Source organism: Delftia acidovorans SPH-1 (genome assembly GCF_000018665.1).
GTDB lineage: Bacteria > Pseudomonadota > Gammaproteobacteria > Burkholderiales > Burkholderiaceae_C > Comamonas > Comamonas acidovorans.
Genome location: NC_010002.1, coordinates 878756 through 904366, shown reverse-complemented (window position 1 = coordinate 904366; position 25611 = coordinate 878756). Strand labels below are relative to the sequence as shown.

The following is a 25611-nucleotide window of genomic DNA, read 5'->3' as shown; positions in this document are numbered from 1 at the left end:
GGCCGGCGGTGCCTCAACGCGGCCGCTTGTCGTACACGCGCCGGGCCTTGCCGGTCTGCGTGCGCTCGATGGTGTCGGGATCGAAGACGCGCACCGCCGTGGAAATGCCCACCAGGGTCTTGATGCGCTGCTGCACCCACTGCGCGATCTCGCCGCGTTCGGCATCGCCCAGGCCGCGCCGCTGCGGCTGCAGCTCGCAGTGCACCTCGACGGTGTCCAGCAGGCCTTCACGGCTGATGTGCATCTGGTACAGGCCCGTGAGGCTGGCATTGGCCAGCACGATTTCCTCGATCTGGGTCGGAAAGACGTTGACGCCGCGGATGATCATCATGTCGTCGCTGCGCCCCACGATCTTGCCCATGCGCCGGAAGCTGCGCGAAGTCGGCGCCAGCAGCCGCGTCAGGTCCCGCGTGCGGTAACGAATGATGGGCATGGCTTCCTTGGACAGCGACGTGAAGACCAGCTCGCCCTCGCTGCCGTCGGGCAGCACCTCGCCCGTGTCCGGGTCGATGATCTCGGGATAGAAATGGTCTTCCCAGATCACCGGCCCGTCCTTGCTCTCCACGCATTCGCTGGCCACGCCCGGGCCCATGACTTCGGACAGGCCGTAGATGTCCACGGCATCCAGCCCCGCCTTGCTCTCGATCTCGCGGCGCATGGCCTCGGTCCAGGGCTCGGCGCCGAAGATGCCGATCTTGAGCGAGCTCTCGCGCGGGTCCATCCCCTGGCGCTGCATCTCCTCCACGATCACCTGCATGTAGCTGGGCGTGACCATGATGATGTCGGGCCGGAAATCCTGGATCAGCTGCACCTGCTTTTCGGTCTGCCCGCCCGACATGGGCACCACGGTGCAGCCGGCGCGCTCGGCGCCGTAGTGCGCGCCCAGCCCGCCCGTGAACAGGCCGTAGCCATAGGCCACATGCACCATGTCGCCGGGCCGCCCGCCCGCCGCGCGGATGGAGCGCGCCACCAGGTTCGCCCAGTTGTCGATGTCATTCAACGTGTAGCCCACGACCGTGGGCTTGCCCGTGGTGCCCGAGGAGGCATGCACGCGCGCCACCTTCTGGCGCGGCACGGCGAACATGCCGAACGGGTAGTTCTCGCGCAGGTCCTTCTTGGTGGTGAAGGGAAAGCGGGCCAGGTCGGACAGCGTGCGCAGGTCGGAAGGGTGCACGCCCTTCTCGTCGAAGGCGCGGCGGTAGTGCGGCACGTGGTCGTAGGCATGCTGCAGCGACCAGCGCAGGCGCTGCAGCTGCAACGAGGCGATCTCGTCGCGGCTGGCGGTTTCGATGGGGTCGAGTTCGCCGGGGGCGGGGCGCAGGTCTTTGTTCATCGGGGTTCTGGCGTCGTGAGGCAAGGGGTTCAGAATAATTGACCGACCGGACGGTAGGATTATAAGATGCAGCTTTCTTGAGCAACAAGGCTTGTTGTCCGGTACTAACCCTGATAGCGACGCCACATTCCAACCCAGGAGACATCCCATGCCCGCCCACGCCCTCTACGAACGCCACCGCCCCCTGCTCGACGACGCGCTGCAGGCCCTGTCCCGCCGAGGCCACTGGTCGCCTTTCCCCGAGGCGCCCTCGCCCAAGGTGTATGGCGAGACCGCACAGGCCCAGGGCCACGCCGCCGTGCAGGCGCTGTTCGGCAAGGACTATCCGCTGCGCCAGCCCGGTGAACGCGCCCGCGTGGCCACCGAGCAATCGCCCTATGGCGTGGCCCTGGACATCCGCTACCCCGAGTGCGATGCCCAGGCGCTGGTGGACGCGGCCCAGGCGGCCGAGCCCGCATGGCAGGCGCTGGGACCCCAGGGCCGCACCGGCGTGCTGGTGGAGGCGCTGACGCGCATCCACCAGCGCAGCTTCGAGATCGCGCATGCCGTGATGCTGACCACGGGCCAGGGCGCGATGATGGCCTTCCAGGCCGGCGGCCCCCATGCCCAGGACCGCGCCCTGGAAGCCATTGCCGTGGCCTGGAAGGCCATGGCCGACGTGCCTGCCGAGGCCGTCTGGGAAAAGCCCCAGGGCAAGCATGCGCCCGCCGTGCTGCACAAGCGCTTCGAGATCGTGGGGCGTGGCGTGGCCCTGGTCATCGGCTGCGCCACCTTCCCGACCTGGAACACCTACCCGGGCCTGTTCGCCGCGCTGGCCACGGGCAACCCCGTGATCGTCAAGCCCCACCCCAACGCCGTGCTGCCGGCCGCGCTCACCGTAAGCGTGCTGCGCGATGTGCTGACCGAGCAAGGCCTGGACCCCAACCTCGTGACCCTGGCCGTGAGCGACAAGCCCGAATTGACCCAGGCCCTGGCCACGCACGCGGCCGTGGCCTCCATCGACTTCACGGGCGGCAATGCCTTCGGCCAGTGGCTGCAGTCCAACGCGCCGCAGGCACGCCTGTATGCCGAGATGGCCGGCGTGAACCTGGTGGTGATCGAGTCCACCGATGCCTACGCAGGCATGCTGCGCAATCTGGCGCTGTCACTGTCGCTGTACAGCGGCCAGATGTGCACCACCACGCAGAACCTGCTGATTCCGGCCGGCGGCATAGAGACTGACCAGGGCCACAAGAGCTTCGAGCAGGTCGGCGCCGATCTGGCCGCCGCCATCGACCAGTTGCTGGCCGATCCCAAGGTGGCCTTCACCGTGCTGGGCGCCATAGGCTCTGCGCAGACCGTGGAGCGCGTGGAACAGGCCGCCACCGTGGGCCGCGCCGTGCGCGCCTCGCAAAAGCTCACCCATCCCGAGTACCCGCAGGCCGAGGTGCGCACGCCCGCGCTGCGCGCGCTGGACGTGGCGGACGCCGCCATCTACGAGCGCGAATGCTTCGGCCCGGTCTCCTACCTGGTGGCCGTGCCCTCGGCCCAGGCCGCGCGCGAGCTGGCCGAGCGCAGCGTGCGTGCGCATGGCGCGATGACCCTGGGCCTGTACTCCACGGATGCGGCCTTTGTCGATGCCGTGGCGGCCTCGGCGCTGCGCTCGCGCGTGGCCCTGTCCATCAACCTCACGCAGGGCGTGATGGTCAACCAGTCGGCAGGCTTCTCGGACTTCCACGCCACGGGCGGCAATCCCGCGGCCAATGCCAGCTACACCACGCTGGCCTTCGTGGCCGACCGCTTCGTGGTCGTGCAGCGCAGGTGGTAAGGGACCGGGCCGAGCCTAGGCCTGGCGGGCCTTGCGCGGCTTCTTGCCGTCCGGCACGCTGACCGCGCGCACGCCGCCGAAGAACAGCTGGGACACCATGGTGCCAATGGCGTCATGGTCCAGCGTGCCGCCCGGCTTGAGCCAGGTGAAGGTCCAGTTGATCATGCCGAACAGCAGCATGGCCAGGGGCTTGCCCAGGGCGCTGTCGGCGGGCTCGCCGCGCACCTGGGCAATGGTCTGCGCAAAGGCGGCGACCACGCGGCGCTCCACGTCCAGGATGCGCTGCTGGTCTTCCTCGCGCAGGAAGCGCACGTCCTCGGTCAGCACGCGGTGGGCATTCTGGGCCTGGGCGTACTCCTGGCCGAAGCCGCGGATCAGCGCATGCAGGCGCTGCTCGGGATCGGCATGGGCCTGCAGGGTGTCGTTGACCAGGGCTTCGAGGCGCAGCACATGCTCTTCGGCAATGCGCACGGCCAGGTCGTGCTTGTCGAGCACATAGTGGTAGAGCGTGGCCTTGGAGACGCCGCAGGCCGCAGCCACCTCGTTCATGGAGGTGCCCGCATAGCCGCGCTGCGCGAACAGCTGGGCGGCGTGGGAGAGGATCATTTCACGCTGGCCATCGTAGCCAGCAGGGTCACGTACGCGTGCCATGCGGCGGCGTCCTTTCGGTAGGTGTCGTTGCCAGGGTCCGCCCGTGCGGCCCGGGCCGGAATTATGGACGGCGCAGCGGCGCGCGCCCCCGCGATTACCAGTTTTCAGGGATATGCAAAGATGCGGGCTTCGCCCACAGTCGGGCGGCCATCCTGCCCCTTTTTACGCCCGCCGCTGCGCACGCCTTTTCCATGCCCGCCCACCTGCTTGTCCCAGAGTCCACGCTTCCGGCCCCGGTGCTGGTGGTGGAGGACGAGCCGCTGATCCGCCAGCGGCTGCAGTCCGTGCTGGGCCAGCTGGGCTACACGCCCGATGCCCTGCTGTTCGCAGGCTCCCTGGCCCAGGCACGCGCCTGCCTGGCCGAGCCCGTGGCCCTGGCCCTGGTGGACCTGGGCCTGCCCGACGGCAGCGGCATCGACCTGATCGCCGAGATGCGCAGCGCAGACCCGGCCGTGGGCATCCTGGTGATCTCGGCCTGGAGCACGGAGGATGCCATCCTCGCGGCGCTGCGCGCAGGCGCCACCGGCTATGTGCTCAAGGAGCGCGACGACCTGGAAGTGTCGCTGTCCATCCGCAGCGTGCTGCGCGGCGGCGCGCCCATCGACCCTTTCATCGCGCGCCGCGTGATCGCCGAGCTGCAGGGCGCGGCACCCGCCACGCCGGAGAGCAGCGGCACCGAGTCCACGCTGAGCGCGCGCGAAAGCCAGATCCTGCGCCTGGTGGCCGATGGCCTGACCAACCGCGAGATCGCCGAGCAGCTGCACCTGTCGCGCTACACGGTGGAATGCCACATCAAGCACATCTACCGCAAGCTGGCCGTGTCCTCGCGCACGCGCGCCGTCAACACGGCACGCGTGCGCGGATTGCTGGGCTGACGGCCATGGGCGGGTGGCGCCGGTGGTTAGGACCGGTGCGGCACTTCGCTCTGGGCCAGGCCCTGGGCCTGGGCCTGGCGGTCCTCCTGTGCAGTACCTGCGCCTTGGCCCAGGCCTGCCTGCCGCAGATCCTGTCCATCCAGTCCGCCAAGGCGGCAGGCCTGGGGCCGCCGCCCATCGCCAGCGCGGTACGCGACTGGCACAACGTGACCCTGCCCGACCACTGGTTGGACCGCTGGCCCGGCTACAGCGGCGCCGTCTGGTACCGCATCGACTGGCAGCGCGGCTGCGCTCACCCGGCTGCCGCAGCTGCCACCGCTCCCGCTGCCGCAGATCCCGTGGCGCTGGCCCTGCACTCCATGGTCATGGCCGGCGAGGTCTTCGTGAACGGCGACCTGCTGTGGCGCGACCGGCACCTGGTCGAGCCCCTGTCGCGCAGCTGGAACATGCCGCGCTTTTGGCTGCTGCCCGAATCCGCCCTGCATGCGGGCACCAACAGCGTGTGGATACGCGTGCACGGCCTGGCCGAGCAGACGCCCGGCCTGGGCGAGGTGCGCCTGGGCGAGCCCGAGGCGCTGCGCCAGTGGCACGCGCAGACCTGGTGGAACCAGCGCACGCTGTTTGCCATGAACATCGTGGTCTCGCTGGTGCTGGGCGTGCTGTTCGCCTTTGCCTGGCTGCAGCGGCGCGCCAGCAAGGCCTTTGGCTGGTATGCGCTCAATGCCTTCTGCTGGGCGCTGTTCCTGGCCAATATCCTGGCCACCGAGGCCTGGCCCTTCCCCGACACCCTGGCCGTGGCACGCGGCAATTTGCTGGTCTTCTTGCTGTTCAGCCAGAGCTTTTGCCTGTTCACCTGGCGCTTCGGAAAACTGCATCTGCCCCGGCTGGAAAAGCTGCTGTGGGCGGTGACGCTGGCCGGCATGGCCGCCGCCATCTTCGCGCCCTGGTCGCTGGTGGACGGCGTGCTGCACATCGGCCTGGTGTACTTCGGCATCTGCGTGGCCGTGTCGCTGCACTTTCCGCTGCACGCCTGGCGCACGCGCGAGCCGGGCCACCTGGTCTACGCGGCCTGCCTGCTGGTCTTCCTGTGCGCGGGCCTGCACGACATGCTGGCGCTCAAGAAGGTGATCGGCCCCGCCACGCCCTGGATGCCCTATACCGCGCCGCTGACCATGCTGGCCCTGTCCATGGTGCTGGGCCGGCAGTTCGTGCTCAGCATGCGCCGCATCGAACAGTTCAACCAGGAGCTGACCGACAGCGTGGCGCGTGCCTGCGACGAGCTCGGCGGCACGCTGGCGCGCGAGCATGCGCTGGCGCTCAGCCACTCGCGGCTGCAGGAACGGATGCAGCTGGCGCACGACCTGCACGACAGCCTGGGCGGCTCCTTGGTGCGCTCCATCGCCATGGTGGAGCAGGCGGGCGGCCCCATGCACAACCGCCAGTTCCTGTCCGTGCTCAAGCTGCTGCGCGACGACCTGCGCCAGATGATCGACAGCGGCACCAGCGTCTCCGTCACCGTGCCGGACACGCCCCAGGCCTGGATCGCGCCGCTGCGCCACCGCTTTGCCAGCCTGTTCGACGCGCTGGACATGCAGTCCGACTGGCAGGTGCCGGCCGCCTGGCCGCAGCCGCCCGGTGCGCTGCAGTGCCTGGCGCTGACGCGCGTGCTGGAGGAAGCGCTGGCCAATGTGATCAAGCACAGCCGCGCCCAGTGCGTGCAGGTGCAGCTGCAGTGGCCCGAGCCGCATTGGCTGATGCTGCGCATCACCGACGACGGCGCAGGCTTTGACGTGGCCGCCGTGCAGCAGGCCGGCATGGGCGTGGGCCTGCGCAGCATGCAGGCGCGCCTGCAGCGCCTGGGCGGCCATCTGGACATGGATTCAGAACCCGGCGCCACCGTGCTGGCCGCCTGGCTGCCCGTGCCCGGCGATCACCTGCCCGACAGCACGGGCAGCACGGCGCACGGCGTCTTCAGCGGGAAAAGCGCCCTATCCCCGCACTGACGCCGGCCGGGGTCAGCACATCGTCGAAATACTCCAGCGTGAGCTGGTTGCCGTCGAACGTGGCCTTGGACAGGCTGCCCGGCGAATCGCCCTCGGGCACGAAGCTGAAGACCTCGCCATCCCAGTGGCTGAGCAGCATGCGCTGCGAACCCAGGCTGACCTGCAGCCCCCCGCCGCCCGTCTGCAGGCTGACCTGGGCCGGCCCGTAGAAGCGGTTGGCGTAGCTGCCCACATAGGCGCCCAGCGGCCGGGGCGGGCGCGGGAAAGGGGGCCGGGTCTTGCCTACCAGCTCGCCGTGCGGCTGCATGATGGGTGCCAGCCGCTTGGTCCAGATGCTCTCCCAGTCCTGGCGCTGGCGGCCCCATTCGACCTGGTCCAGGAACTGCGAGACCACGATCTCGGGCACGCCGATGGGCATGCCGTTGGTCAGCACCACGATGCCCAGCTTGAGCTCGGGCATGACGGTGAAGCTGGTCGCGCTGCCCGTGCCGAAGGCGCCCGAGTGGCTGTAGGTGGTGCGCCCCGCCTCGGACACGCCCACGTTGAAGCCGAAGCCGTAGTAGCGGGCGGGCTCGCCGTTGCCGGCCGGCGACTGCAGCATCTGCGGCGACAGCGCCGTGCGCAGCGCCTGCGCATCGACCACCTGGCGGCCCTCGAAGCGGCCCTCGTCCAGCAGCATGGTCATCCAGCGCGCCATGTCGCGCACCGTGGAGCTGACGCCGCCGGCAGCCGACTGCGCATCGGGCCGGCGCACCGGCCCCGCCTGCCACACGCCGTTGACGCGCAGGTGGCCGGCCGCGCGGTTGGCGCGCGCCTCGAAATCGGCAAACAGCGAACTGGTCTGCGTCATGCCCAGCGGGCCGTAGACGGCCTGCTGCGACAGCGCCGCCCAGGACTGGCCTGCGATGGCGGCCACGGCCTCGGCGCCCGTGGTCAGGCCGAAGTTGCTGTAGGCGTACTGGGTGCCCACGGGCCGCAGCGGCAGATAGCGCAGGCGCTCCAGAATCTGGCGCTGGCTGTAGCCCAGTTCCTCCAGCGCATCGCCGGCCTGGCCGGGCAGGCCCGAGCGGTGGGCATACATGTCGCCCACGGTGATGCGCTGGGCGGCATCTGCGTCCTCCAGCGTCCACCAGGGCAGGCCCTGCTGCACGCGCGTGTCCCAGGACACGCGGCGCTGGCCCACCTGCTGCGCCACCACGGTGGCGCCCACGGACTTGGAGACCGAGGCGAGCTGGAACACCGTGTCCGCATCCACGGCCAGCGACGAGCCCAGACGGCGCACGCCCATGCCCTGGGCATAGACCAGGCGCCCCTCATGCACCACCGCCACGGCCACGCCGGGCACGCCCGTGCGCCGCATCTGCGCGCGCACCTGGCCATCGAGTTGATCGAGCGCACGCTTGACGCGGTCCGTCACGGGCGGATCGATGGGATCGCCCCAGGACACCTCGCCGTTGCATCCGGCCGTGGCCACGGCGCCCAGGGCCGCTCCCAGAAAATGCCGGCGCGCAAGAATCGATGAAGCCATGGGGTCTCCTGTGGTGCTGTCGTGAAGAACAAAAGGAAAAAGAAAAAGGGGCGGTTGTGCCGCCCCCCGTGACGATAGCAAAACGCGCTGGGACCAATCCTGCCCGGCATCAATGCCGCGTCAGTGCTGCATCAGTGCGGATCCACCGCCGCGATGATGCCGCCGCCCAGGCACACGTCGCCGTCGTAGAGCACGGCCGACTGGCCGGGCGTGACGGCCCATTGCGGCTCGGGAAAATCCAGCCGGAAGCCCTCGGGCGTGGCGCCCGAGATCAGGGCCGGCGAGTCGGGCTGGCGGTAGCGCGTCTTGGAGCCGTAGGCCTTGCCCTCGGCGGGCGCGTGGCCGGCCACCCAGCTGACCTGGTCGGCCAGCAGCGACTGCGACAGCAGCCAGGGGTGGTCATGGCCCTGCACCACGCGCAGCGTGTTGGTGTCCAGCTCCTTGCGCGCCACGAACCAGGGATCATGGTCGCCGCCGCCGCGCGGCGCGCCCTTTTCCTTGACGCCGCCGATGCCCAGGCCCGAGCGCTGGCCCAGCGTGTAGAACGACAGGCCCACATGCTTGCCCAGCTTGCGGTTGCGGTCGTCGAGGATGTTGCCGGGCTCCTTGCTGATGTAGCGGTTCAGGAAGTCGCGGAACGGCCGCTCTCCGATGAAGCAGATGCCCGTGGAGTCCTTCTTCTTCGCGTTGGGCAGGCCGATCTCCTCGGCAATGCGGCGCACCTCGGTCTTCTTCAGCTCGCCCACGGGGAACATGGACCTGGACAGCTGAGCCTGGTTGAGGCGGTGCAGGAAGTAGCTCTGGTCCTTGGCCGGGTCCAGCCCCTTGAGCAGCTCGAACAGCTGCGTGTCGGGGTTCTGGCGCACGCGGGCGTAGTGGCCCGTGGCGATCTTCTCGGCGCCCAGGCGCATGGCGTGGTCCAGGAAGGCCTTGAACTTGATCTCGGCATTGCACAGCACGTCGGGGTTGGGCGTGCGGCCGGCCTGGTACTCGCGCAGGAACTCGGCGAAGACGCGGTCCTTGTACTCGGAGGCGAAGTTCACATGCTCGATCTCGATGCCGACCACGTCGGCCACGGCGGCGGCATCGACGAAATCGACATTGGACGAGCAGTATTCGCTGTCGTCGTCATCTTCCCAGTTCTTCATGAAGATGCCGACCACTTCATGGCCCTGTTGCTTGAGGAGATGGGCCGTGACAGCGGAGTCCACACCGCCCGACAGGCCCACCACGACGCGGTGTTTAGTCATGGTGGCGATTATCCCAGCGCCCTTCAAAGGCTGCGCGCCACGGGCTTTGCAGCCCTGCGCCAGCAGGAATAATGGCCCTCTTGCCCCTAGGAAACGCCCGCATGCGCTACGACCTGACCGATCTGAAGCTGTTCATGGCCATCGCCCAGGCCGGCAATCTCTCGCGTGCCAGCCAGGCGCGGCACCTGACGCCCTCGGCCGCCAGCCAGCGTCTGCGCAACCTGGAGCAGGCCCTGGGCTGCCAGCTGTTCACGCGCGAGCACAAGGGCATGCGGCTGACCGAGGAAGGCCACGCCATGCTCGAGCATGCGCGCGGCGTGTTCGCCGCCATCGACGGCATGGAGGCCGAGGCCGCCCTGCTGGGCAGCAGCCTGCAGGGCAAGGCAACGCTGGCGGCCAACAGCTCCTCGCTGCACGGCTTCATCGGCCCGCACGTCGGCGAGTTCCTGACCGCCTTTCCCGAGGTGAACCTCACCCTGGTGGAGCAGACCAGCGAGACGATTGCCGCCAGCGTGGCCGAGGGCGAGGCCGACCTGGGCGTCTACGCGGGCGAGCCCATGGCGGGCGCCGTGGCCTGCGAGACCTTTGCACAGGACCGCCTGGTGGTGATCGCCCCGCCCGGCCATCCGCTGGTGCCCCAGCCGGGCGAGAGGCCAGAGGACGGCGAAGGCCCTTCCTGCCGCTTCTTCGACACCCTGGCCCATGCCTTCGTGGGCATGGCGCTGACCAGCAGCAACTACGCCTTTCTGCGCGAGCTGGCCAAGCGCCATGGCCGGCCGCTGCGCTGCCGCATCCACGTGGACGATTTCACCTCCATCGTGCGGCTGGTCTCGCAGGGCGTGGGCCTGGCCATCATTCCGCACAGCATCTACCGCAGGCTCGGCACCGCGCATGCGGTGGCCTGCCTGCCGCTGGAGGAAACCTGGGCACGGCGCCCGCTGCAGCTGGTGCGCTCCAGCGAACGGCCGCTGACGCCCACCGCGCAGCGGCTGCGCAGCTTTCTGAAAGGGCTGGCCGACAAGGCGTAGGTTCAGGGCTGGGGCTGGGGCTGGGCTTGGGCCTTGGCCTGCTTGCGCTCCAGGAAGGCATTCATGTGGTGCTGCGGCTCGCCCGTGTTGAAGGCCGCGCCGAACTCGGCCACGCTGTCGGTGATGGCCGAGTCCACGCCCATGCCCTCCCAGCGGCGCAGCAGGCGCTTTTGCTGGCGCAGCGCCTCGATGCCGATCCCGCCCAGCCCCTCGGCAATCTGCGCGATGCGCGCATCGAGCTGGTCGCCGGGCACGCATTCGTTGAGCAGGCCCCAGCGCTCGGCCTGCAGGGCGCCGATGTTCTCACCCGTGAGCAGCAGCCAGCTGGCGCGCGTGCCGCCGATCTGCGCGGGCATCATGGCCGCGTGGATCACCGAGGGAATGCCGACCTTGACCTCGGGCATGCCCACCACGGCATCATCGGCCGCGATGCGCAGGTCGGCCGCCATGGCCAGCTCCAGCCCGCCGCCCAGCGTATGGCCCTGCAGCCTGGCGATCACGGGCACGGGGAAATGCCGCACCGCGTTGCACAGGTCGCGCAGCCCGCTGATGAAGGCGCGTGCCGAGGCGGCGTTGAGCGACGCCATCTCGCGGATATCGGCCCCTGCCACGAAGGCGCGCGTGCCCGATCCGCGCAGCACCAGGCAGTGCAGACCGGGGCGCTCGGCCAGCTCGGCCAATTGCGCGGTCAGCGCGCGGATCACGGGCGTGCCCAGGATGTTCAGCGGCCCGCCGCCGGTGATGGTGAGCACGGCGGTCTGCGGGGTGGGAAAGGTCACTTGTGCATGCACGGCAGATCTCCTCAAAGTTTCTCGAATCCGATGTCGCGGATCAGCTGGGACCAGGCGCGGTTGGAGCGCTCCACCGTCTGCCTGAATTGCGCAGGCTCCTGGAAGTCCACGACGGCGCCCTGCTGCTCTATGGTCTTGATCAGCTCGGGCTTTTGCAAGGTCTTGCGCATGGCTTCGCTGAGCCTGGCAAGAATGGCGGGATCGAGCCTGGCAGGCGCGCCCAGGCCGTACCAGGACATGTCGTTCATGGGCTTGAGACCGGCCTCGGCATAGGTGGGCACGCCCGGCAGGGCCGGAAGGCGCACGGGGCTGGACACGGCCAGGGCACGCAGCTGGCCGCCCGCGATCAGCGCGCCCGAGGACGGCATGTTGTCGAACACCACATCAAGCTGCCCCGCCATCAGGTCATTGAGCGCCGGCCCCAGGCCTTTGTAGGGCACATGGGTGAGGGTGGTGCCCGTGGTGCTGCCGAACAGCGCACCGCTCAGGTGGCTGAGCCCGCCATTGCCCGAGGAGCCGTAGTTGAGCTTGCCCGGCGCGGCGCGCGCCGCGTCGCTGACGTCCTTGGCGCTCTTGTAGGCCGAGCCTGCGCTGACCACCATCACGCCCGGCACATTGGCGATGTTGGTGATGGGGGTGAAGTCCTTCACGGGGTCATACGCGGGCTTGGCGTAGACGTTGGGATTCACGGCATGCGAGCTCTCCACCATCATCACCAGGGTGTAGCCGTCGGCCGGCTGCTTGGCCGCATAGGCCGAGCCCGTGCTGCCGCCTGCGCCGGGGCGGTTTTCCACCACCACGGGCTGGCCCAGCGTCTCGCCCAGATAGCGGGCCGCCACGCGCGCGATCACATCGGTGGCGCCGCCCACCGCATAGGGCACGACCAGGCGTATGGGCCGCTCGGGATAGCTTCCTGCCCCCGCCGTCCCGGCCGCCCCTGCCGCCCCTGCTGCATATGCCAGCGGCATCCCCGCCAGCGCGGCGGCTGCCACGGCGGCCTTCAGTGCTTTCATGCGTTTCGTCATCCTTGTCTCCTTCTTGGCTTGTCGATGTCTAGGGATTCAGAGGTCCTGCGGCGCCGCACCGAGCACGGGCGGTGGCGGCACCTGGGCGCCGCTGCCGGCCGGCACCATGGGGTTGCGCACCAGCTTCAGCGTGCCCAGCTGCGGGTGCTCCACCGTCTGCAGCATCTGGCGGTGCCGTACCTGCGGATGGGCGAAGACCTGTTCCAGGGTGTTGATGCAGCCCCAGGGCACCTGGGCGGTGTCCAGCGCATCGGTCAGGGCCTGCAGCGGCCAGCGGCCCAGCGCCGCGCGCAACAGCGGGCGCAGCTGCGCCATGCCGGTCAGGCGCGCGGCATTGGTGGCAAAGCGCGCGTCCAGGTGCCAGTCCGTGCCCAGCACGGAGCACAGGGCGGCGAACTGCCCGTCATTGCCGATGGCCAGGATCAAATGCCCGTCTTCGCAGGCAAACACCTCGTAGGGCGCGCAATTGGGATGGGCGTTGCCCGTGCGGCGCGGGTTCTCGCCGCTGACCAGGTAGTTGGCCGCCTGGTTGGCATTCATGGCCACGGCCACGTCCAGCAGCGCCAGGTCGATGTGCTGGCCGCGCCCCGTGCGCTGGCGCTGCACCACGGCCGCCAGCACGGCGCTGGTGGCATACATGCCCGTCATCAGGTCCACCACGGCCACGCCCGTGCGCAACGGGCCCGCGCCCTCCTCGCCATCGGCCACGCCCGTGTAGCCCATGAGGCCGCCCAGCCCCTGGAACACATAGTCGTAGCCGGGCTTGTGCGCAAAAGGGCCGCTCTGGCCGAAGCCCGTGATCGACAGGTAGATCAGCCCCGGGTTGATGGCGGCCAGCGCCGCGTAGTCCAGCCCGTGGCGCGCCAGCGCGCCGGCCTTGTAGTTTTCCACCAGCACGTCGGCATCGCGGATCTGGCGCAGCAGCCAGGCATGCGAGGCCGGCTCGGTGAAGTCCAGCGCCACCGACTGCTTGCCGCGGTTGCAGGACAGGAAGTAGGCCGACACGGCCTCGCCACCGGGCGCCTGCACGAAGGGCGGGCCCCAGGCGCGCGTGTCGTCGCCCGTGCCGGGACGCTCGATCTTGAGCACCGATGCGCCCAGGTCGGCAAGGTTCTGGGTGCACCAGGGTCCCGCCAGGATGCGGGACAGGTCCACCACGCGCAGGCCGTCGAGGGCGCTGGACAATCCATGGGTTTGTTGCATGGACTCCATGCTCGCGGCATGGCGCGCGGTGGTCCATCGGTCATTGCTTCACGCAGCGTTCGCGGAAACTGCATGCCCCGCGTAGGGGATGGCCTCCTCCACCGTTTCCCAGATGAACCGGCCCGACGGGCTTTGCTGCTCCTCCACCACATGCGCCACCAGCCCGGCCGCCCGCGAGATGACGGCAAAGCCGCGCATCACGGCCGTGGGCACGCCGATCTCGCCCAGCAGGGCGGCCACGGCCCCCGTGGCATTGATGGTGATGGGCCGGCCCGCCGCGGCGTCCACGGCGGCGGACAGGGTTTCGAGCGCGCGGATTCTGCTGCCCGCCAGTTCGGGGTCGGCGCGGCCCATGTCCAGCAGCTTGTAGGCGCGCGGGTCCACGGGCTTGTGCAGGTGGTGGCCAAAGCCGGGCACGGGGCTTTTCAACGCCTTGTGGTGCCGGGCGATGGCGCGGGCCTCGGCCTCGGGGTCGGCGGCGGCGGCGATGCGGTCGAGCAGCGCGGCGCAGTTCTCCATGGTGCCCACGAAGGAGCTGCCCACGGCCAGCAGGCCGGCCGAGACGGCGCCCTGCAGGTTCTCCGGCGCGCTCATGTAGATGAGGCGCGTGGCGATGGCGCTGGGCGTGAGGCCATGCTCCATGAGCACGATGAGCACCACATCGGCGATGCGCAGGTCCACGGGGCGCGGCGTGCGGCCCAGGATCTGCATCAGCATCACCTCGGTGAAGGTCTTCTTGCCCATCAGGTCCTCGACCAAGTCGGCATCGCGGTAATGCAGGCTGGTGAGGGTGTGGGTGCACAGGCGGGTGACGGGGGGTTGGGGGGTTGCCATGGCCAGGGTTTCCTTGTGATGGTGTGCGGGATCAACGGGGTGCCAGCGCAAGCTCGCGCACGGCCGTCTTGAGCAGCTTGCCCACGGGCGAGCGCGGCAGGCTGGCGTGAAAGTGGATGCGCTTGGGTGTCTGCACGGGGCCCAGGCGCTGGCGCACGAAGGCGATCAGCTCGGCCTCGTCCGGGCGCTGGTCGGGGCGCAGTTCGGCGCGCAATTGCACGGCGGCCTGCACGGCCTCGCCCCAATGGTCGTCGGGGATGCCGAAGACCACGCACTCATGCACGGCCGGGTGCTGGCCCAGGGCGTTTTCCACATCCACGGGATAGACGTTGAAGCCGCCCGTGATGACCAGGTCCTTCAGGCGGTCCTTGAGGTGCAGGTAGCCCTGCGCATCGATCAGGCCCCGGTCCCCCGTGTGCAGCCAGCCGTTCACCAGGGTCTCGGCCGTCTTGCCGGGCAGGCGCCAGTAGCCGCTCATCAGCAGATCGCCGCGCGCCACGACCTCGCCCACCTCGCCCCGGGGCAGCAGGCGGCCGTCGGGCGCCATGATGGCCAGGTCGCTGAACCAGGTGGCCCGGCCCACGGAGGTCCACAGGCCTTCGTCCTCGAAGTCCTCGGGCCGCATGGCCGTGAGGATCTGCGGCGCCTCGGTCTGGCCATAGGTGGTGGCCAGCACGGGGCCGAAGAAGGCGCGCACCTGGCGGATTTTCTCGGGCGGCATGGCGGCGCCGCCGTAGATGAGGCGGCGCAGGCCGGGGAAGTCCGCACGGCTGGCGCCCGGCAGAGCCATCAGCATGTAGATCAGGGTGGGCGGCATGAAGCACACGGTGCCGCCGCGCAGGGCAAAGGCGCTGCGCACGGCCTCGGCACCCGCACCGTCGAGCAGCACATGGCAGCCGCCCTGCGCCAGGATGGGCAGCAGGTAGGTGGACGTGCCATGCGTGATGGGCGCGGCCATGACGTAGCGGTCATGTTCATCGAACCCCCAGGCCTGGATCTGGTTGGCAATGCCGGCCATCCAGGCGCGGCAGGGCTGCATCACGCCCTTGGGCAGGCCCGTGGTGCCGCCCGTGAACTTGATGGCCTGGATGGCATCGGCGGGCAGTTCGGGTGTCACAGGCAAAGCGCCGGTCTGCGCCTGCTCCAGGGCCGCCGTGCCCTCGCCCAGCATCAGGTGGATGCCCGGCGCCCCTTGCACCAGTGCAGCGCCGCCCGCATCGCACAGCACGATGGAGGGCTCGGTGGCATCGATGATGCGGCGCACCTCGGACTGCGTGCTCTTGGGATTGAGCGGCACCCAGACCTTGCCGCTGGCCATCACCGCCAGCAGGGCGGCGATATGGTCTGCGCTGTTGCCCGCGCAGATGCCCACGCGGCTTTGCACGGCAGGCTCCAGCGCCTGCAGGCCGGCCGCCAGCGCGGCCACCTTGCGGGCCAGCGCGTCATAGCGGATGCAGCCGCCCGGCGCGTCGATGGCTATGCGCTGCGGCCAGCGTTCGGCCGCGCGCCAGAAAAAATCAATGGGTTGCATGGGGGTTGTCTCCTTGTGGGGCGGTTGTGTTGAGCTTGTGCCGAACGTGTGTCGAACTACTGGGCGGTGGCGCCCGAGGCCTTGACCACCTCGCGCCAGCGCTTGATCTCCGACGCCGCAAAGCTGCGCATCTGCGCCGGGGTGCCGGGCTCGGGCGTGGCGGCCATCTCGCCCAGGCGCTGGCGCAGCTCGGGTGCGGCCAGGGCGGTGTTCAGGGCATGGTTCAGGCGCTCGATCACGGCCGGCGGCGTGCCCGCAGGGGCGGCCAGGCCGAACCACGACTGCACGTCGAAGCCCGCATAGCCCGACTCCGCCAGCGTGGGCACATCGGGCAGCAGCGCCGAGCGCCGGGCGCTGGTGATGGCGATCGCGCGCAGCTTGCCTGCCTGCACATGGGGCAGGGCCGAGGGCGCGTTGTCGAACATGGAATCCACCTGCCCGCCCAGCAGGTCGGTGATGGCCGGTGCGCTGCCCCGGTAGGGCACGTGCAGCATGCGCAGGCCCGACAGCTGCCGGAACATCTCGCCCGACAGGTGGATCGACGAGCCGCTGCCCGACGAGGCGAAGCTGATGCCCTGCGCACTCTGCCGGGCATGGCGCACATAGTCGGCCACGTTCTGTATGGGCAGGCGCGGGTTGACCACGAGGATGTTGGGAATCTTGGCGATCAGGCCGATGGGCTCAAAGTCCTTGACCGGGTCATAGCCGAGCCGGGGGTAGAGCGAGGCATTGATGGTGTTGGCAATGGTGTAGACATACAGCGTGTAGCCGTCCGCAGGCGCCCGCGCCACGGCTTCGGCGCCCACATTGCTGTTGGCGCCCGTGCGGTTGTCCACCACCACGCTCTGGCCCAGTTGCTCGCCCATCCGGGCGGCCACCAGGCGTGCGATCACGTCGGTGGCGCCGCCAGCCGCATAGCCCACCACGAGCCGCACGGGCCGGGCAGGCCAGGCCGCCGGCTGCGCCAGCACGGGCGCGGGCGCCAACGCCACGGTCGCGACGGTCGCGGCGGCCATGCCGGCCAGTGCGCAGGTGAAGGAACAGGCCAGCAGGCGCCGGCGCGCCCACGGATTGAAACGGGCAGGGATTGTCATGTCTTGTCTCCAGGTGATCGTTCTGATGTCTGCTGATGTCCGCTTATGTCTGCCTGTGTGGGCTTTCGACGGCCTGCGGCACACTGCGCGCTGCACGCAGGCCCTTTTCTGCCCTGCCTGCAATCACCGGGAAATTCTTTTCCATGGCTTCGCGCAGCACCAATCCAAACGTCCGGCCAGCGGACATTCCAGTCTCCGCCGACGATGCCGGCAGCCGCACGCTGCGCCGTGGCCTGCAGGTGCTGGACGCCGTGCTGGCCGCAGGCCGCGAGGGCCTGCGCGTCGCTGACCTGTGCCGCGCCACGGGGCTGGAGCGCGCCACGGTGTACCGCCTGCTGTCCACCCTGGTGGACAGCGGCTATGTGGCGCACAGGGGGCGCTTCGGCTATGCGGCCGGCCACCGGCTGGCGGCCACGGCCGCCAGCGCGGGCCAGCCCAACATGGCCGTGCGGCTGCAGCCCGTGCTGGAGCGCGTGAGCGCGGGCTGCGCGGACGCGGCCTTCGCCATCGTGCGCGAAGGCGCGGCATCGCACTGCATCGCCCGCCATGTGGGCACGCATCCGGTGCAGATCCTGGTGATCCAGGTGGGCACGCGCCAGCCGCTGGGCGTGGGAGCGGCGGGACTGGCCCTGCTGGCCGCCCTGCCCGATGCCGAGGTGCAGGCCGCGATGGTGGCCAACGCGCCCGTGCTGGAGCAGTACGGCGGCATGACGCTCGAGCGCATGGCCCTGCTGGTGAAGGCCACGCGCCAGCGCGGCTGGTCCGTCATCGGCAACCACGCCACGCGCGGCGTGCTGGCCGTGGGCATGGCGGTGCGCAATGCCGAAGGCGAGCCCGTGGCCGCCGTCAGCGTGGCCTCCACGCTGGAGCGCATGCCCGGCGAGCGCCAGAAGCTGATTGCGCGCTCGATAGGCGAGGCCCTGGCGGCCCTGCTGCCGCGCGGCATCTGAGGCCAAGCCCCGGTCTGCACCGACAATCGGCGCTGCACACCACAAGCGCCGCCCCCATGGAACTGAGACAACTCCGCTACTTCGTCCGCATCGTCGAACTGGGCTCCATGAGCCGCGCCGCCCTGGACCTGGACATGGTCCAGTCCGCGCTGAGCCAGCAGGTCAGCCGCCTGGAAAGCGAGCTGTCCACCCGGCTGCTGCAGCGCACGCCGCGCGGCGTGGTGCCCACCGAGGCGGGCGTGGCCTTCTTCCGCGAGGCCCAGCTCACGCTGCGCCATGCCGAGCAGGCCGTGCGCAGCGCGCAGCAGGCGCGGCTGTCGGGCTCGGTCAGCGTGGGCCTGGCGCCCACCACCTCGGCCATGCTGGGCCTGCCCATGATGCAGGCCATGCGCGCGCGCTACCCCGATGTGCGCCTGCACATGGTGGAGGGCATGTCCGGCCACCTGACCGACATGCTCAATGCGCGCGCGCTGGACATGGCCGTGCTGTTCGACGCCCGCCTGCACGGCGGGCAGGCCCGCGCAGGCGGGCGGCGCTGGCAGGTGCACCCGCTGATCGAGGAAGAGCTGTTCCTGATCCGCGCGCGTGGCCACCACCCCGAGCCGCTGCCGCCGCAGATGGCGCTGGCCGACCTGGCCGGCGAATCGCTGATCCTGCCCACGGGCCTGCACGGCCTGCGCAGCACGCTGGACACGGCCTTCTCGCAGGCGCGCTTCACACCGCATCTGGTGCTGGAGGTGGACTCGCTGTCCATGGTCATGGCGGCCGTGGATGCGGGCCTGGGCAGCACGGTGCAGCCCTGGGCCTCCATGGGCCGCTATGCCGATGCCGCGCAGCGCTTCGAGTGGTCGCGTATCACGGACAAAGATGCCCTGCGCACCAACTTGCTGTGCAGCCTTTCCGAGGATGAGCTGTCGCCCGCCGCCCTGGCCGCGCGCGTGGTGCTGATCGACTGCGTGCGCCAGCTGCTGCGCGGCGGCGCCTGGGCTGGCACGGCCCTCATCCATCACGAAGACTGATACCCCCATGCCGGCGGGCCCCTGCCCGCCGCGCGGCGTTCTCCCTACATTCGCAATCCCCACGATGGCGAATGCAAGGAGAACTCCATGGACCCCGATGTCCTGGTCATAGGCGGCGGCAATGCCGCCCTGTGCGCGGCCCTGATGGCGCGCGAGGCAGGCCGCAGCGTGCTGCTGCTGGAGGCGGCGCCGCGCGACTGGCGCGGCGGCAATTCCGGCCACACGCGCAACCTGCGCTGCATGCACGACGCGCCCCAGGACGTGCTGGTCGAGGCCTACCCCGAAGAGGAGTTCTGGCAGGACCTGCTCAAGGTCACGGGCGGCATCACCAACGAGCACCTGGCGCGCATGGTGATCCGTGCCTCCTCCACCTGCCGCGACTGGATGCGCCGCCACGGCGTGCATTTCCAGCCGCCGCTGTCGGGCGCCCTGCACGTGGCGCGCACCAATGCCTTCTTCATGGGCGGCGGCAAGGCCCTGGTCAATGCCTACTACCGCAGCGCCGAAAGGCTGGGCGTGCAGGTGCGCTACGCGTCGCCCGTGGACCGGCTGGAGATCGAGGACGGCGAGTTCAAGGCCGCCTGGGTGGGCGAGCAGCGCATCACCGCAAAGACCTGCGTGCTGGCGGCGGGCGGCTTCGAGTCCAACCGCGAGTGGCTGCGCGAGGCATGGGGACAGAACGCGCGCGGCGAGTGGCCGTCCGACAACTTCCTGATCCGCGGCACGGCCTTCAACCGCGGCGTGCTGCTGCGCCACCTGCTCGAAGACCATGGCGCCGACCGCATCGGCGACCCCACCCAGGCCCACATGGTGGCCATCGATGCGCGCGCGCCGCTGTACGACGGCGGCATCTGCACGCGCATCGACTGCGTCTCGCTGGGCGTGGTGGTCAACCGCGAGGCCGAGCGCTTCTATGACGAGGGCGAGGACTTCTGGCCCAAGCGCTATGCCATCTGGGGCCGCCTGGTGGCCCAGCAGCCGGGCCAGACCGCCTGGTCCGTCATCGACGCCAAGGCCATAGGCCGCTTCATGCCGCCGGTCTTCCCGGGCGTGCGCGCCGACTCCCTGCCCGAGCTGGCACGCAAGCTGGGCCTGGACGAGGAACGCTTCATGCAGACCCTGGATGCCTACAACGGCGCCTGCCGCGTCGGCCACTTCGACCACACGGCGCTGGACGACTGCCATACCGAGGGCCTGGCGCCCGCCAAGACCCACTGGGCCCGCCCCATCGACACGGCGCCCTTCTACGGCTACCAGCTGCGCCCCGGCGTGACCTTCACCTACCTGGGCCTGGAGACCGACGACACGGCGGCCGTGCGCTTTGCCGGCCAGCCCAGCACCAACCTGTTCGTGGCCGGCGAAATGATGGCCGGCAACGTGCTGGGCAAGGGCTATACGGCCGGCGTGGGCATGTCCATCGGCACGGCCTTCGGCCGCATCGCGGGCCGCAACGCGGCCCTGGCCGCCACGGGCCACCCCGCCGTGCGCGGCGCAGTGACAGAGAAGGCTTGACCGAGATGCAGACCCTGAACGCCCTGGCCCAAGAAGCCCAGGACCTGGCCGCCGGCCGGGTCATTCCCATCCTGCCGGTCTCCACCGAAACGGCCGCCGAAGGCGAGGTGGCGCGCGCCCTGCAGATCTGCAACGCCTGCCGCTACTGCGAAGGCTTTTGCGCGGTCTTCCCGGCCATGACGCGGCGGCTGGAGTTCGGCAAGGCCGATGTGCACTACCTGGCCAACCTGTGCCACAACTGCGGCGCCTGCCTGCATGCCTGCCAGTACGCGCCGCCGCATGAATTCGCCATCAACATCCCCAAGGCCATGGCCGAGGTGCGTGGCCAGACCTATGCCGACTACGCCTGGCCGTCCGCCCTGGGGCGCCTGTACCAGAGGAACGGACTCACGCTGTCGCTGGCCCTGGCCGCAGGCCTGTCGCTGTTCCTGGTGCTGGCCGTGGCCCTGCAGGGCGGCCTGGGCCGGCTGTGGGGCGCCGACCTGGGCGCCAACTTCTACAACCTGTTCCCGCACAACCTGCTGGTGGGCATCTTCGCGCCCGTGTTCCTGTTCGTGGTGCTGGCACTGGCCATGGGCGTGCGCCGCTTCTGGAAGGACGTCAAGCCCGCCACCGGCGGCGTGGACGTGGGCACGCCGGCGGCGGCCGAGGCCGCGCACGACGTGCTGCGCCTCAAATACCTGGACGGCGGCCACGGCGAGGGCTGCCACAACGAGGACGATGCCTACACCCTGAGCCGCAGGCGTTTTCACCACCTGACCTTCTACGGCTTCCTGCTGTGCTTTGCGGCCACGGCGCTGGCCACGGTCTACCACTACGTGTTCGGCTGGGCCGCGCCCTACGAATTCCCCAGCCTGCCCAAGCTGCTGGGCGCGGTGGGCGGCACCAGCCTCATGCTGGGCACCGCAGGCCTTTGGCGCCTGAACCGCAGGCGCCACCCGCTGCATGGCGACGCGCGCCAGAAACCCATGGACCTGGGCTTCATCGCCCTGCTGTTCCTGGTCGCCGCCAGCGGCATGGCGCTGTGGCTGGGCCGCGGCACGCCGGCCCTGGCCCTGCTGCTGTGCCTGCACCTGGGCGCGGTGATCGCCCTGTTCGCCACCCTGCCCTACGGCAAGTTCGCGCACGGCGTGTTCCGCACGGCATCCCTGCTGCGCCACAACACCGAAAAGCGCCAGCCCAGCCCCATCGGGCTGGGCGCCGACTAGCCGCATCCGCCCCGATTCCCAGCCAATGACGGAGACAACCCCATGATGAACAAGCGCAACTTCCTGCACGCCACCGCCCTGGCCGCCTCCCTGCTCGCACTGGCCGCCAGTGCGCAGGCCCAGGACTTTCCTCCCAAGAAGCCCGTGTCCCTGGTCGTGGGCTTCGCCGCCGGCGGCGCTGCCGATGCGGCCGCGCGCCTGATCGCCAAGAAACTGGGCGAGAACATCGGCCAGAGCGTGGTGGTGGAGAACAAGGGCGGCGCGGGCGGCAACATCGCCCACCAGCAGGTGGCCAATGCGGCGGCCGACGGCTCGGTGCTGCTGTTCGGCTCGGTGGGGCCGCTGACCATTGCGCCGCACCTGATGAAGCTGCCCTACGACCCCTTCAAGGACCTGGCGCCCATCTCGGGCGGCGTGAACTTCCCCAACGTGCTGGTGGTGCACAAAGGCGCGGGCGTGAAGACCCTGGCCGAGTTCGTGGCCAAGGCCAAGAAGAACCCGGGCACGGTGGACTACGCCTCGACGGGCGCGGGCTCGGCCTCCCACCTGGCAGGCGAGCTGTTCAACCAGCGCGCGGGCATCGACATGGTGCACGTACCCTACAAGGGCGGTGCGCCCGCGCTGCAGGACCTGCTGGGCGAGCGCGTGACCAGCTACTTCGCCGCGCCGCCCACGGCCCTGCCCCACATCGAGGCCGGCAAGCTGATCCCGCTGGCCACCACGGGCCTCACGCGCCCGGCGTACATGCCCGACATCCCCACGGTGGCCGAAGCCGGCTATCCCGGCTTCGAGGCACTGAACTGGTATGCCTTCGTGGCACCGGGCAAGACGCCCAAGCCGATGCTGGACCGCTGGAACACCGAGATCGTCAAGGTACTCAATGACCCTGGCGTCAAGGAGGCGCTGAACAAGCACGGCCTCACCCCCCAGCCCACCACGCGCGCCGAGTTCGCGGCCTTCATGAAGAAGGAATACGAGCAGTGGGGCAGGCTGGTGAAGGAGCGAAAGCTCTCCGCGGAGTGAACGGCTTGCGCCCGTTCAGAGCTTGATCGGCTTGCGCGCCACGGGCGCTGCAAAGCCCGCGCACAGGCGGTTCCAGACATTGATGCTGCCGATGGCATAGGTCAGCTCCACCATCTCGCGCTCGCTGAAATGCGGGCGCAGCGCCTCGAAGTCCTGCTGCTCGGGATGGGCCTGGCTCAGGCGCGTGCAGCGCTCGGCCCAGTTCAGGGCGGCGCGCTCGCGCCCGTCGTAGAAATCCACCTCGGGCCAGGTGACGATGCTGTTGATGCGCTGCAGGTCCTCGCCCCGGGACAGCAGTTCGCGCGTGTGCATGTCCACGCAGAAGGCGCAGCCGTTGATCTGCGAGACGCGCAGGAACACCAGCTCCAGCAGCTGGATGCCCAGGCTGGACTGGTTGAGCAGCGCGTTGATGCCGGCCTGGGCCTTGTACAGCTCGGGGGCCACGGCCTGGAAGTTCAGGCGCGGCGTGGGGGCGGCAAGAGGACGGGCGCCGGTGGCAGCGGAAGACGAAGCGGTCATGGAAAACACTCCTTGAGGGATGTAGCAGCCGGCCGGAATGGCTGGCCCATACCTTCAAGACGCACGGGGCGTGCGCGTTGTGACAGCGTTGGCGAAAATTCTTTCGCAGCCCCTATCCCCCTTCCGCCGGCTGCCCCTCAATCCGCCACGATGCGCCGCTCCGTGGCGATCTTGCGGTACAGGGCGTTCTCGGCCGCGATCTCGCGCGCGAACTCCTCGGGGCGGTTGCCGATCACGCGCGAGCCCGTGTCCTCGATCTGGCGGCGCACCTCGGGGCTGGCCAGCGCGCGCTGGGCGGCCGCATGCAGGCGCGCCACGATCTCGGGCGACAGCCCCTTGGGGCCGTAGATGCCATAGAAGGCGCTGCGGTTGACCGGCTCCAGGCCCAGCTCCTTGAAGGTGGGCACCTGGGGCAGCTGGGCCAGGCGCTCTGGCGCGGCCACCGCCAGCGCGGTGAGCCGGCCCGCCTTGATGAAGGGCAGGGCCGAGGGCAGGTTGTCGAAGACGATGGGCACCTGGCCCGCCACCGCATCGTTGAGCGCGGGGCCCGATCCCCGGTAGGGCACATGCGTGAGCGACAGCCCCGAGCGGCTGGACATCAGCTCCATCAGCATGTGGCCTATGGAGCCCGTGCCCGCCGTGCCGTAGGCATGCTTGCCGGGGTTCTTCTTGACCTCGTCCACGAAGGCCGCAAAGCTCTGCGCCTTGAAGCCCGGATGCACGGCCAGCACATTGGGCGTGGCCGCAATGTTGGTGATGGGCGTGAAATCGGTGAGCGGGTTGTAGGGCAGGCGCGGGTTGATGGCCGGATTGGTGGCCGTGGTGGACACGGTGGCCACGCCCAGCGTGTAGCCGTCGGGCTGGGCGCGCGCGGCCTCGTGCGCGCCGATGGCGCCTCCGCCGCCGCCCTTGTTGTCCACCACCAGCGGCTGGCCCAGGGCCTCTGCCATGCGCGGCGCAATCGCGCGCGCGACGATGTCGGTGGTGCCGCCGGCCGCAAACGGCACGATCAGGCGCACCGGGCGCGTGGGATAGGCGCCGGCATCGGCCGCCATGGCGCCCGGTGCGGCGCCTGCGGCCAGCAGCAGGGCGCACAGGCTGCGGCGTGAAGTGAAGTGGTTCATGGAATGTCTCCTGGGAATGGCTGTGTTTTGAACGGACGGTGGAGGTTTCTGTCAGGCCGATGCGCGGCGCACGATGTGCGAGCGGTCCAGCGCGCCGCAGGAGGAGGCACCCAGCATGGCCAGGTTGCGGTCCACCTCGTCGCGCAGCAGGCCGATGGCGTGCAGCACGCCGGCCTCGCCGCCCACGGCGGCGGCATAGTTGAAGGGCCGGCCCACCAGCACCATGCGCGCGCCCAGCGCCACGGCCTTGAGCACATCGGAGCCGCGCCTGAAGCCCCCGTCGATCAGCACGGGATAGTCCGGCCCCAGGGCCGCCACCACGTCCTCAAGAATGCGCATGGCCGACACCGCGCCGTCGAGCTGCCGCCCGCCATGGTTGGACAGCACGATGCCGTCGGCCCCCACGCGCCGCGCCTGCAGCGCGTCCTCCACGCTGAGCACGCCCTTGATGACCAGCGGCCCCTTCCAGCGGCGGCGGATGGCCTCGATGTGGCGCCAGCTCAGGTGGTCGCGTGCCGAAAAGTCGCGCATCACGCTGGACGACATGATGGGCGCGCCGCGCGTGGCAAACGAGTTCTCGAAATGCGGCATGCCGTGGCGCAGCAGCGTGCGCAGGAAGGTGCCGGCCACCCAGCCCGGGCGCACCATGCCGTCCCAGGCCAGGCGCAGGCTGGGCTTGAGCGGCGTGGAAAAGCCGGTGCGGATGTTGTTCTCTCGGTTGGCAGAGATCGGTATGTCCACCGTCACCACCAGGGTGCGAAAGCCTGCGCGCTCCACGCGGTCGATCAGCGCGTCGATGCGGGCCTGGTCCCCGGGGATATAGGCCTGGAACCAGGTGGCCGGGCTCTCGCGCGCCACCTCCTCCATGGGGATCAGCGAAGTGCCGCTCATCACCGACACAATGCCCGCGCGCTGGGCCGCGCGTGCCAGCACCAGGTCACCCCGGTAGGTGGACAGCGCATTGATGCCCATGGGCGCAATGCCGAAGGGGCTGGCATAGCGCTCGCCGAACAGCTCCACGGCCTGCGAGCGCTGCGACACATCGGCCAGCACGCGCGTGGTCAGGCCCCATTCGCCGAACACCTCGCGGTTGTCGCGCAGCGAGGCGTTGTCCTCTGCCGCCCCGGCGATGTAGCCGAAGATGGGCCGGGGCAGCCTGCGGCGCGCGGCCTCCTCGAAATCATGCAGCGACAGCATGCGGCGCAGCACGGCCGGGGCGCGCGGCGCCGGCAGGGCGGATGCCGAAGGCGTGGAGGCAGAGGCAGAGGAAGAGGAGGAAGCGATGGCGGCCATGGTGCGGACC

22 protein-coding genes are annotated in these 25611 nt (G+C 69.9%); 9 read left to right on the top strand and 13 right to left on the bottom strand.

Going from position 1 to position 25611, the window contains the following annotated elements; all coding sequences use genetic code 11:
- Positions 1-13: 13 nt before the first annotated feature.
- Entirely contained in the window at positions 14-1333 is a 1320-nt protein-coding gene (gene paaK / locus DACI_RS04130) for a phenylacetate--CoA ligase PaaK (protein WP_012202741.1), read from the bottom strand.
- Positions 1334-1481: 148 nt separating this feature from the next.
- Between paaK and paaN the strand changes: the two genes are divergently transcribed.
- A complete protein-coding gene (paaN, locus tag DACI_RS04125) occupies positions 1482-3140 on the top strand; it encodes a phenylacetic acid degradation protein PaaN (RefSeq protein WP_012202740.1) in 1659 nt (552 codons plus the stop codon).
- A gap of 15 nt (positions 3141-3155) precedes the next feature.
- Here paaN and DACI_RS04120 read toward each other — a convergent pair whose 3' ends face one another.
- Positions 3156-3791 carry a TetR/AcrR family transcriptional regulator gene (locus DACI_RS04120; protein ID WP_012202739.1) on the bottom strand — a complete coding sequence of 212 codons (636 nt, stop codon included), beginning with the start codon at positions 3789-3791 and terminating at the stop codon, positions 3156-3158.
- Between the two features lie 191 nt (positions 3792-3982).
- Here DACI_RS04120 and DACI_RS04115 point away from each other — a divergent pair, with 191 nt between their 5' ends.
- Positions 3983-4666 (top strand): LuxR C-terminal-related transcriptional regulator, encoded by a 684-nt coding sequence (locus tag DACI_RS04115; protein ID WP_013804635.1) that lies wholly within the window; start codon positions 3983-3985, stop codon positions 4664-4666.
- Between the two features lie 5 nt (positions 4667-4671).
- Positions 4672-6669 (top strand): sensor histidine kinase, encoded by a 1998-nt coding sequence (locus DACI_RS04110; RefSeq protein ID WP_043780586.1) that lies wholly within the window; start codon positions 4672-4674, stop codon positions 6667-6669.
- Here DACI_RS04110 and DACI_RS04105 read toward each other — a convergent pair.
- Together DACI_RS04105 and mnmA are read right to left on the bottom strand one after the other, a co-directional pair.
- Positions 6638-8197, bottom strand: a complete 1560-nt coding sequence (locus DACI_RS04105) for a serine hydrolase (RefSeq protein ID WP_012202737.1) — start codon at positions 8195-8197, stop codon at positions 6638-6640. The two genes, DACI_RS04110 and DACI_RS04105, sit on opposite strands and share 32 nt — an antisense overlap.
- A 131-nt stretch (positions 8198-8328) precedes the next feature.
- Positions 8329-9447, bottom strand: a complete 1119-nt coding sequence (gene mnmA / locus DACI_RS04100; protein ID WP_012202736.1) for a tRNA 2-thiouridine(34) synthase MnmA — start codon at positions 9445-9447, stop codon at positions 8329-8331.
- Positions 9448-9548: 101 nt separating this feature from the next.
- Here mnmA and DACI_RS04095 point away from each other — a divergent pair, with 101 nt between their 5' ends.
- Complete coding sequence (locus DACI_RS04095) at positions 9549-10475, top strand: LysR substrate-binding domain-containing protein (protein ID WP_012202735.1); 927 nt, start codon at positions 9549-9551, stop codon at positions 10473-10475.
- A 2-nt stretch (positions 10476-10477) separates the two neighbouring features.
- Here the strand turns inward: DACI_RS04095 and DACI_RS04090 are convergent, their stop codons facing one another.
- The 6 genes from DACI_RS04090 to DACI_RS04065 are packed head-to-tail and all read right to left on the bottom strand — an operon-like array spanning position 10478 to position 16953.
- Positions 10478-11266, bottom strand: coding sequence for an enoyl-CoA hydratase (locus DACI_RS04090; RefSeq protein WP_012202734.1), 789 nt, complete (start codon positions 11264-11266; stop codon positions 10478-10480).
- A gap of 11 nt (positions 11267-11277) precedes the next feature.
- The gene (locus DACI_RS04085; RefSeq protein WP_012202733.1) at positions 11278-12291 is read right to left on the bottom strand and encodes a Bug family tripartite tricarboxylate transporter substrate binding protein; all 1014 of its coding nucleotides are present in this window, start codon (positions 12289-12291) and stop codon (positions 11278-11280) included.
- A gap of 36 nt (positions 12292-12327) precedes the next feature.
- Positions 12328-13494, bottom strand: a complete 1167-nt coding sequence (locus DACI_RS04080) for a CaiB/BaiF CoA transferase family protein (RefSeq protein WP_192812305.1) — start codon at positions 13492-13494, stop codon at positions 12328-12330.
- Between the two features lie 48 nt (positions 13495-13542).
- Entirely contained in the window at positions 13543-14328 is a 786-nt protein-coding gene (locus tag DACI_RS04075; RefSeq protein ID WP_012202731.1) for a citryl-CoA lyase, read from the bottom strand.
- 31 nt (positions 14329-14359) lie between these two features.
- Entirely contained in the window at positions 14360-15859 is a 1500-nt protein-coding gene (locus DACI_RS04070) for a class I adenylate-forming enzyme family protein (RefSeq protein ID WP_012202730.1), read from the bottom strand.
- A 56-nt stretch (positions 15860-15915) separates the two neighbouring features.
- Complete coding sequence (locus DACI_RS04065) at positions 15916-16953, bottom strand: tripartite tricarboxylate transporter substrate binding protein (protein WP_043780580.1); 1038 nt, start codon at positions 16951-16953, stop codon at positions 15916-15918.
- A 143-nt stretch (positions 16954-17096) separates the two neighbouring features.
- On the opposite strand from DACI_RS04065, the gene DACI_RS04060 reads away from it, so the two are divergent.
- The 5 genes from DACI_RS04060 to DACI_RS04040 all read left to right on the top strand — a co-directional run bounded on the left by DACI_RS04060 (position 17097) and on the right by DACI_RS04040 (position 22665).
- The gene (locus DACI_RS04060) at positions 17097-17903 is read left to right on the top strand and encodes an IclR family transcriptional regulator (protein ID WP_012202728.1); all 807 of its coding nucleotides are present in this window, start codon (positions 17097-17099) and stop codon (positions 17901-17903) included.
- A 56-nt stretch (positions 17904-17959) separates the two neighbouring features.
- Positions 17960-18922 (top strand): LysR substrate-binding domain-containing protein, encoded by a 963-nt coding sequence (locus DACI_RS04055; RefSeq protein WP_012202727.1) that lies wholly within the window; start codon positions 17960-17962, stop codon positions 18920-18922.
- 87 nt (positions 18923-19009) lie between these two features.
- Complete coding sequence (gene tcuA / locus DACI_RS04050; RefSeq protein WP_012202726.1) at positions 19010-20434, top strand: FAD-dependent tricarballylate dehydrogenase TcuA; 1425 nt, start codon at positions 19010-19012, stop codon at positions 20432-20434.
- Between the two features lie 5 nt (positions 20435-20439).
- A complete protein-coding gene (gene tcuB, locus DACI_RS04045) occupies positions 20440-21642 on the top strand; it encodes a tricarballylate utilization 4Fe-4S protein TcuB (RefSeq protein ID WP_043783152.1) in 1203 nt (400 codons plus the stop codon).
- Between the two features lie 42 nt (positions 21643-21684).
- Entirely contained in the window at positions 21685-22665 is a 981-nt protein-coding gene (locus DACI_RS04040) for a Bug family tripartite tricarboxylate transporter substrate binding protein (protein ID WP_012202724.1), read from the top strand.
- A 15-nt stretch (positions 22666-22680) separates the two neighbouring features.
- On the opposite strand, the gene DACI_RS04035 is transcribed toward DACI_RS04040, so the two are convergent.
- From DACI_RS04035 to DACI_RS04025, 3 genes are all read right to left on the bottom strand, one after another.
- Positions 22681-23184, bottom strand: a complete 504-nt coding sequence (locus DACI_RS04035; protein ID WP_012202723.1) for a carboxymuconolactone decarboxylase family protein — start codon at positions 23182-23184, stop codon at positions 22681-22683.
- 137 nt (positions 23185-23321) lie between these two features.
- The gene (locus DACI_RS04030) at positions 23322-24308 is read right to left on the bottom strand and encodes a tripartite tricarboxylate transporter substrate binding protein BugE (protein ID WP_012202722.1); all 987 of its coding nucleotides are present in this window, start codon (positions 24306-24308) and stop codon (positions 23322-23324) included.
- Between the two features lie 51 nt (positions 24309-24359).
- Positions 24360-25601, bottom strand: a complete 1242-nt coding sequence (locus tag DACI_RS04025) for an alpha-hydroxy acid oxidase (protein ID WP_043780577.1) — start codon at positions 25599-25601, stop codon at positions 24360-24362.
- Positions 25602-25611: the final 10 nt, after the last annotated feature.

Excerpts from the sequence above, each read along its gene's own strand:
- mnmA (WP_012202736.1), bottom strand. The coding sequence starts at position 9,447 with ATGACTAAACACCGCGTCGTGGTGGGCCTGTCGGGCGGTGTGGACTCC.
- DACI_RS04060 (WP_012202728.1), top strand. The coding sequence starts at position 17,097 with ATGGCTTCGCGCAGCACCAATCCAAACGTCCGGCCAGCGGACATTCCA.
- paaN (WP_012202740.1), top strand. The coding sequence starts at position 1,482 with ATGCCCGCCCACGCCCTCTACGAACGCCACCGCCCCCTGCTCGACGAC.
- DACI_RS04070 (WP_012202730.1), bottom strand. The coding sequence starts at position 15,859 with ATGCAACCCATTGATTTTTTCTGGCGCGCGGCCGAACGCTGGCCGCAG.
- DACI_RS04080 (WP_192812305.1), bottom strand. The coding sequence starts at position 13,494 with ATGCAACAAACCCATGGATTGTCCAGCGCCCTCGACGGCCTGCGCGTG.
- DACI_RS04065 (WP_043780580.1), bottom strand. The coding sequence starts at position 16,953 with ATGACAATCCCTGCCCGTTTCAATCCGTGGGCGCGCCGGCGCCTGCTG.
- tcuB (WP_043783152.1), top strand. The coding sequence starts at position 20,440 with ATGCAGACCCTGAACGCCCTGGCCCAAGAAGCCCAGGACCTGGCCGCC.
- paaK (WP_012202741.1), bottom strand. The coding sequence starts at position 1,333 with ATGAACAAAGACCTGCGCCCCGCCCCCGGCGAACTCGACCCCATCGAA.
- tcuA (WP_012202726.1), top strand. The coding sequence starts at position 19,010 with ATGGACCCCGATGTCCTGGTCATAGGCGGCGGCAATGCCGCCCTGTGC.
- DACI_RS04120 (WP_012202739.1), bottom strand. The coding sequence starts at position 3,791 with ATGGCACGCGTACGTGACCCTGCTGGCTACGATGGCCAGCGTGAAATG.
- DACI_RS04030 (WP_012202722.1), bottom strand. The coding sequence starts at position 24,308 with ATGAACCACTTCACTTCACGCCGCAGCCTGTGCGCCCTGCTGCTGGCC.
- DACI_RS04095 (WP_012202735.1), top strand. The coding sequence starts at position 9,549 with ATGCGCTACGACCTGACCGATCTGAAGCTGTTCATGGCCATCGCCCAG.
- DACI_RS04035 (WP_012202723.1), bottom strand. The coding sequence starts at position 23,184 with ATGACCGCTTCGTCTTCCGCTGCCACCGGCGCCCGTCCTCTTGCCGCC.
- DACI_RS04075 (WP_012202731.1), bottom strand. The coding sequence starts at position 14,328 with ATGGCAACCCCCCAACCCCCCGTCACCCGCCTGTGCACCCACACCCTC.
- DACI_RS04110 (WP_043780586.1), top strand. The coding sequence starts at position 4,672 with ATGGGCGGGTGGCGCCGGTGGTTAGGACCGGTGCGGCACTTCGCTCTG.
- DACI_RS04085 (WP_012202733.1), bottom strand. The coding sequence starts at position 12,291 with ATGACGAAACGCATGAAAGCACTGAAGGCCGCCGTGGCAGCCGCCGCG.
- DACI_RS04025 (WP_043780577.1), bottom strand. The coding sequence starts at position 25,601 with ATGGCCGCCATCGCTTCCTCCTCTTCCTCTGCCTCTGCCTCCACGCCT.
- DACI_RS04105 (WP_012202737.1), bottom strand. The coding sequence starts at position 8,197 with ATGGCTTCATCGATTCTTGCGCGCCGGCATTTTCTGGGAGCGGCCCTG.
- DACI_RS04115 (WP_013804635.1), top strand. The coding sequence starts at position 3,983 with ATGCCCGCCCACCTGCTTGTCCCAGAGTCCACGCTTCCGGCCCCGGTG.
- DACI_RS04040 (WP_012202724.1), top strand. The coding sequence starts at position 21,685 with ATGATGAACAAGCGCAACTTCCTGCACGCCACCGCCCTGGCCGCCTCC.
- DACI_RS04055 (WP_012202727.1), top strand. The coding sequence starts at position 17,960 with ATGGAACTGAGACAACTCCGCTACTTCGTCCGCATCGTCGAACTGGGC.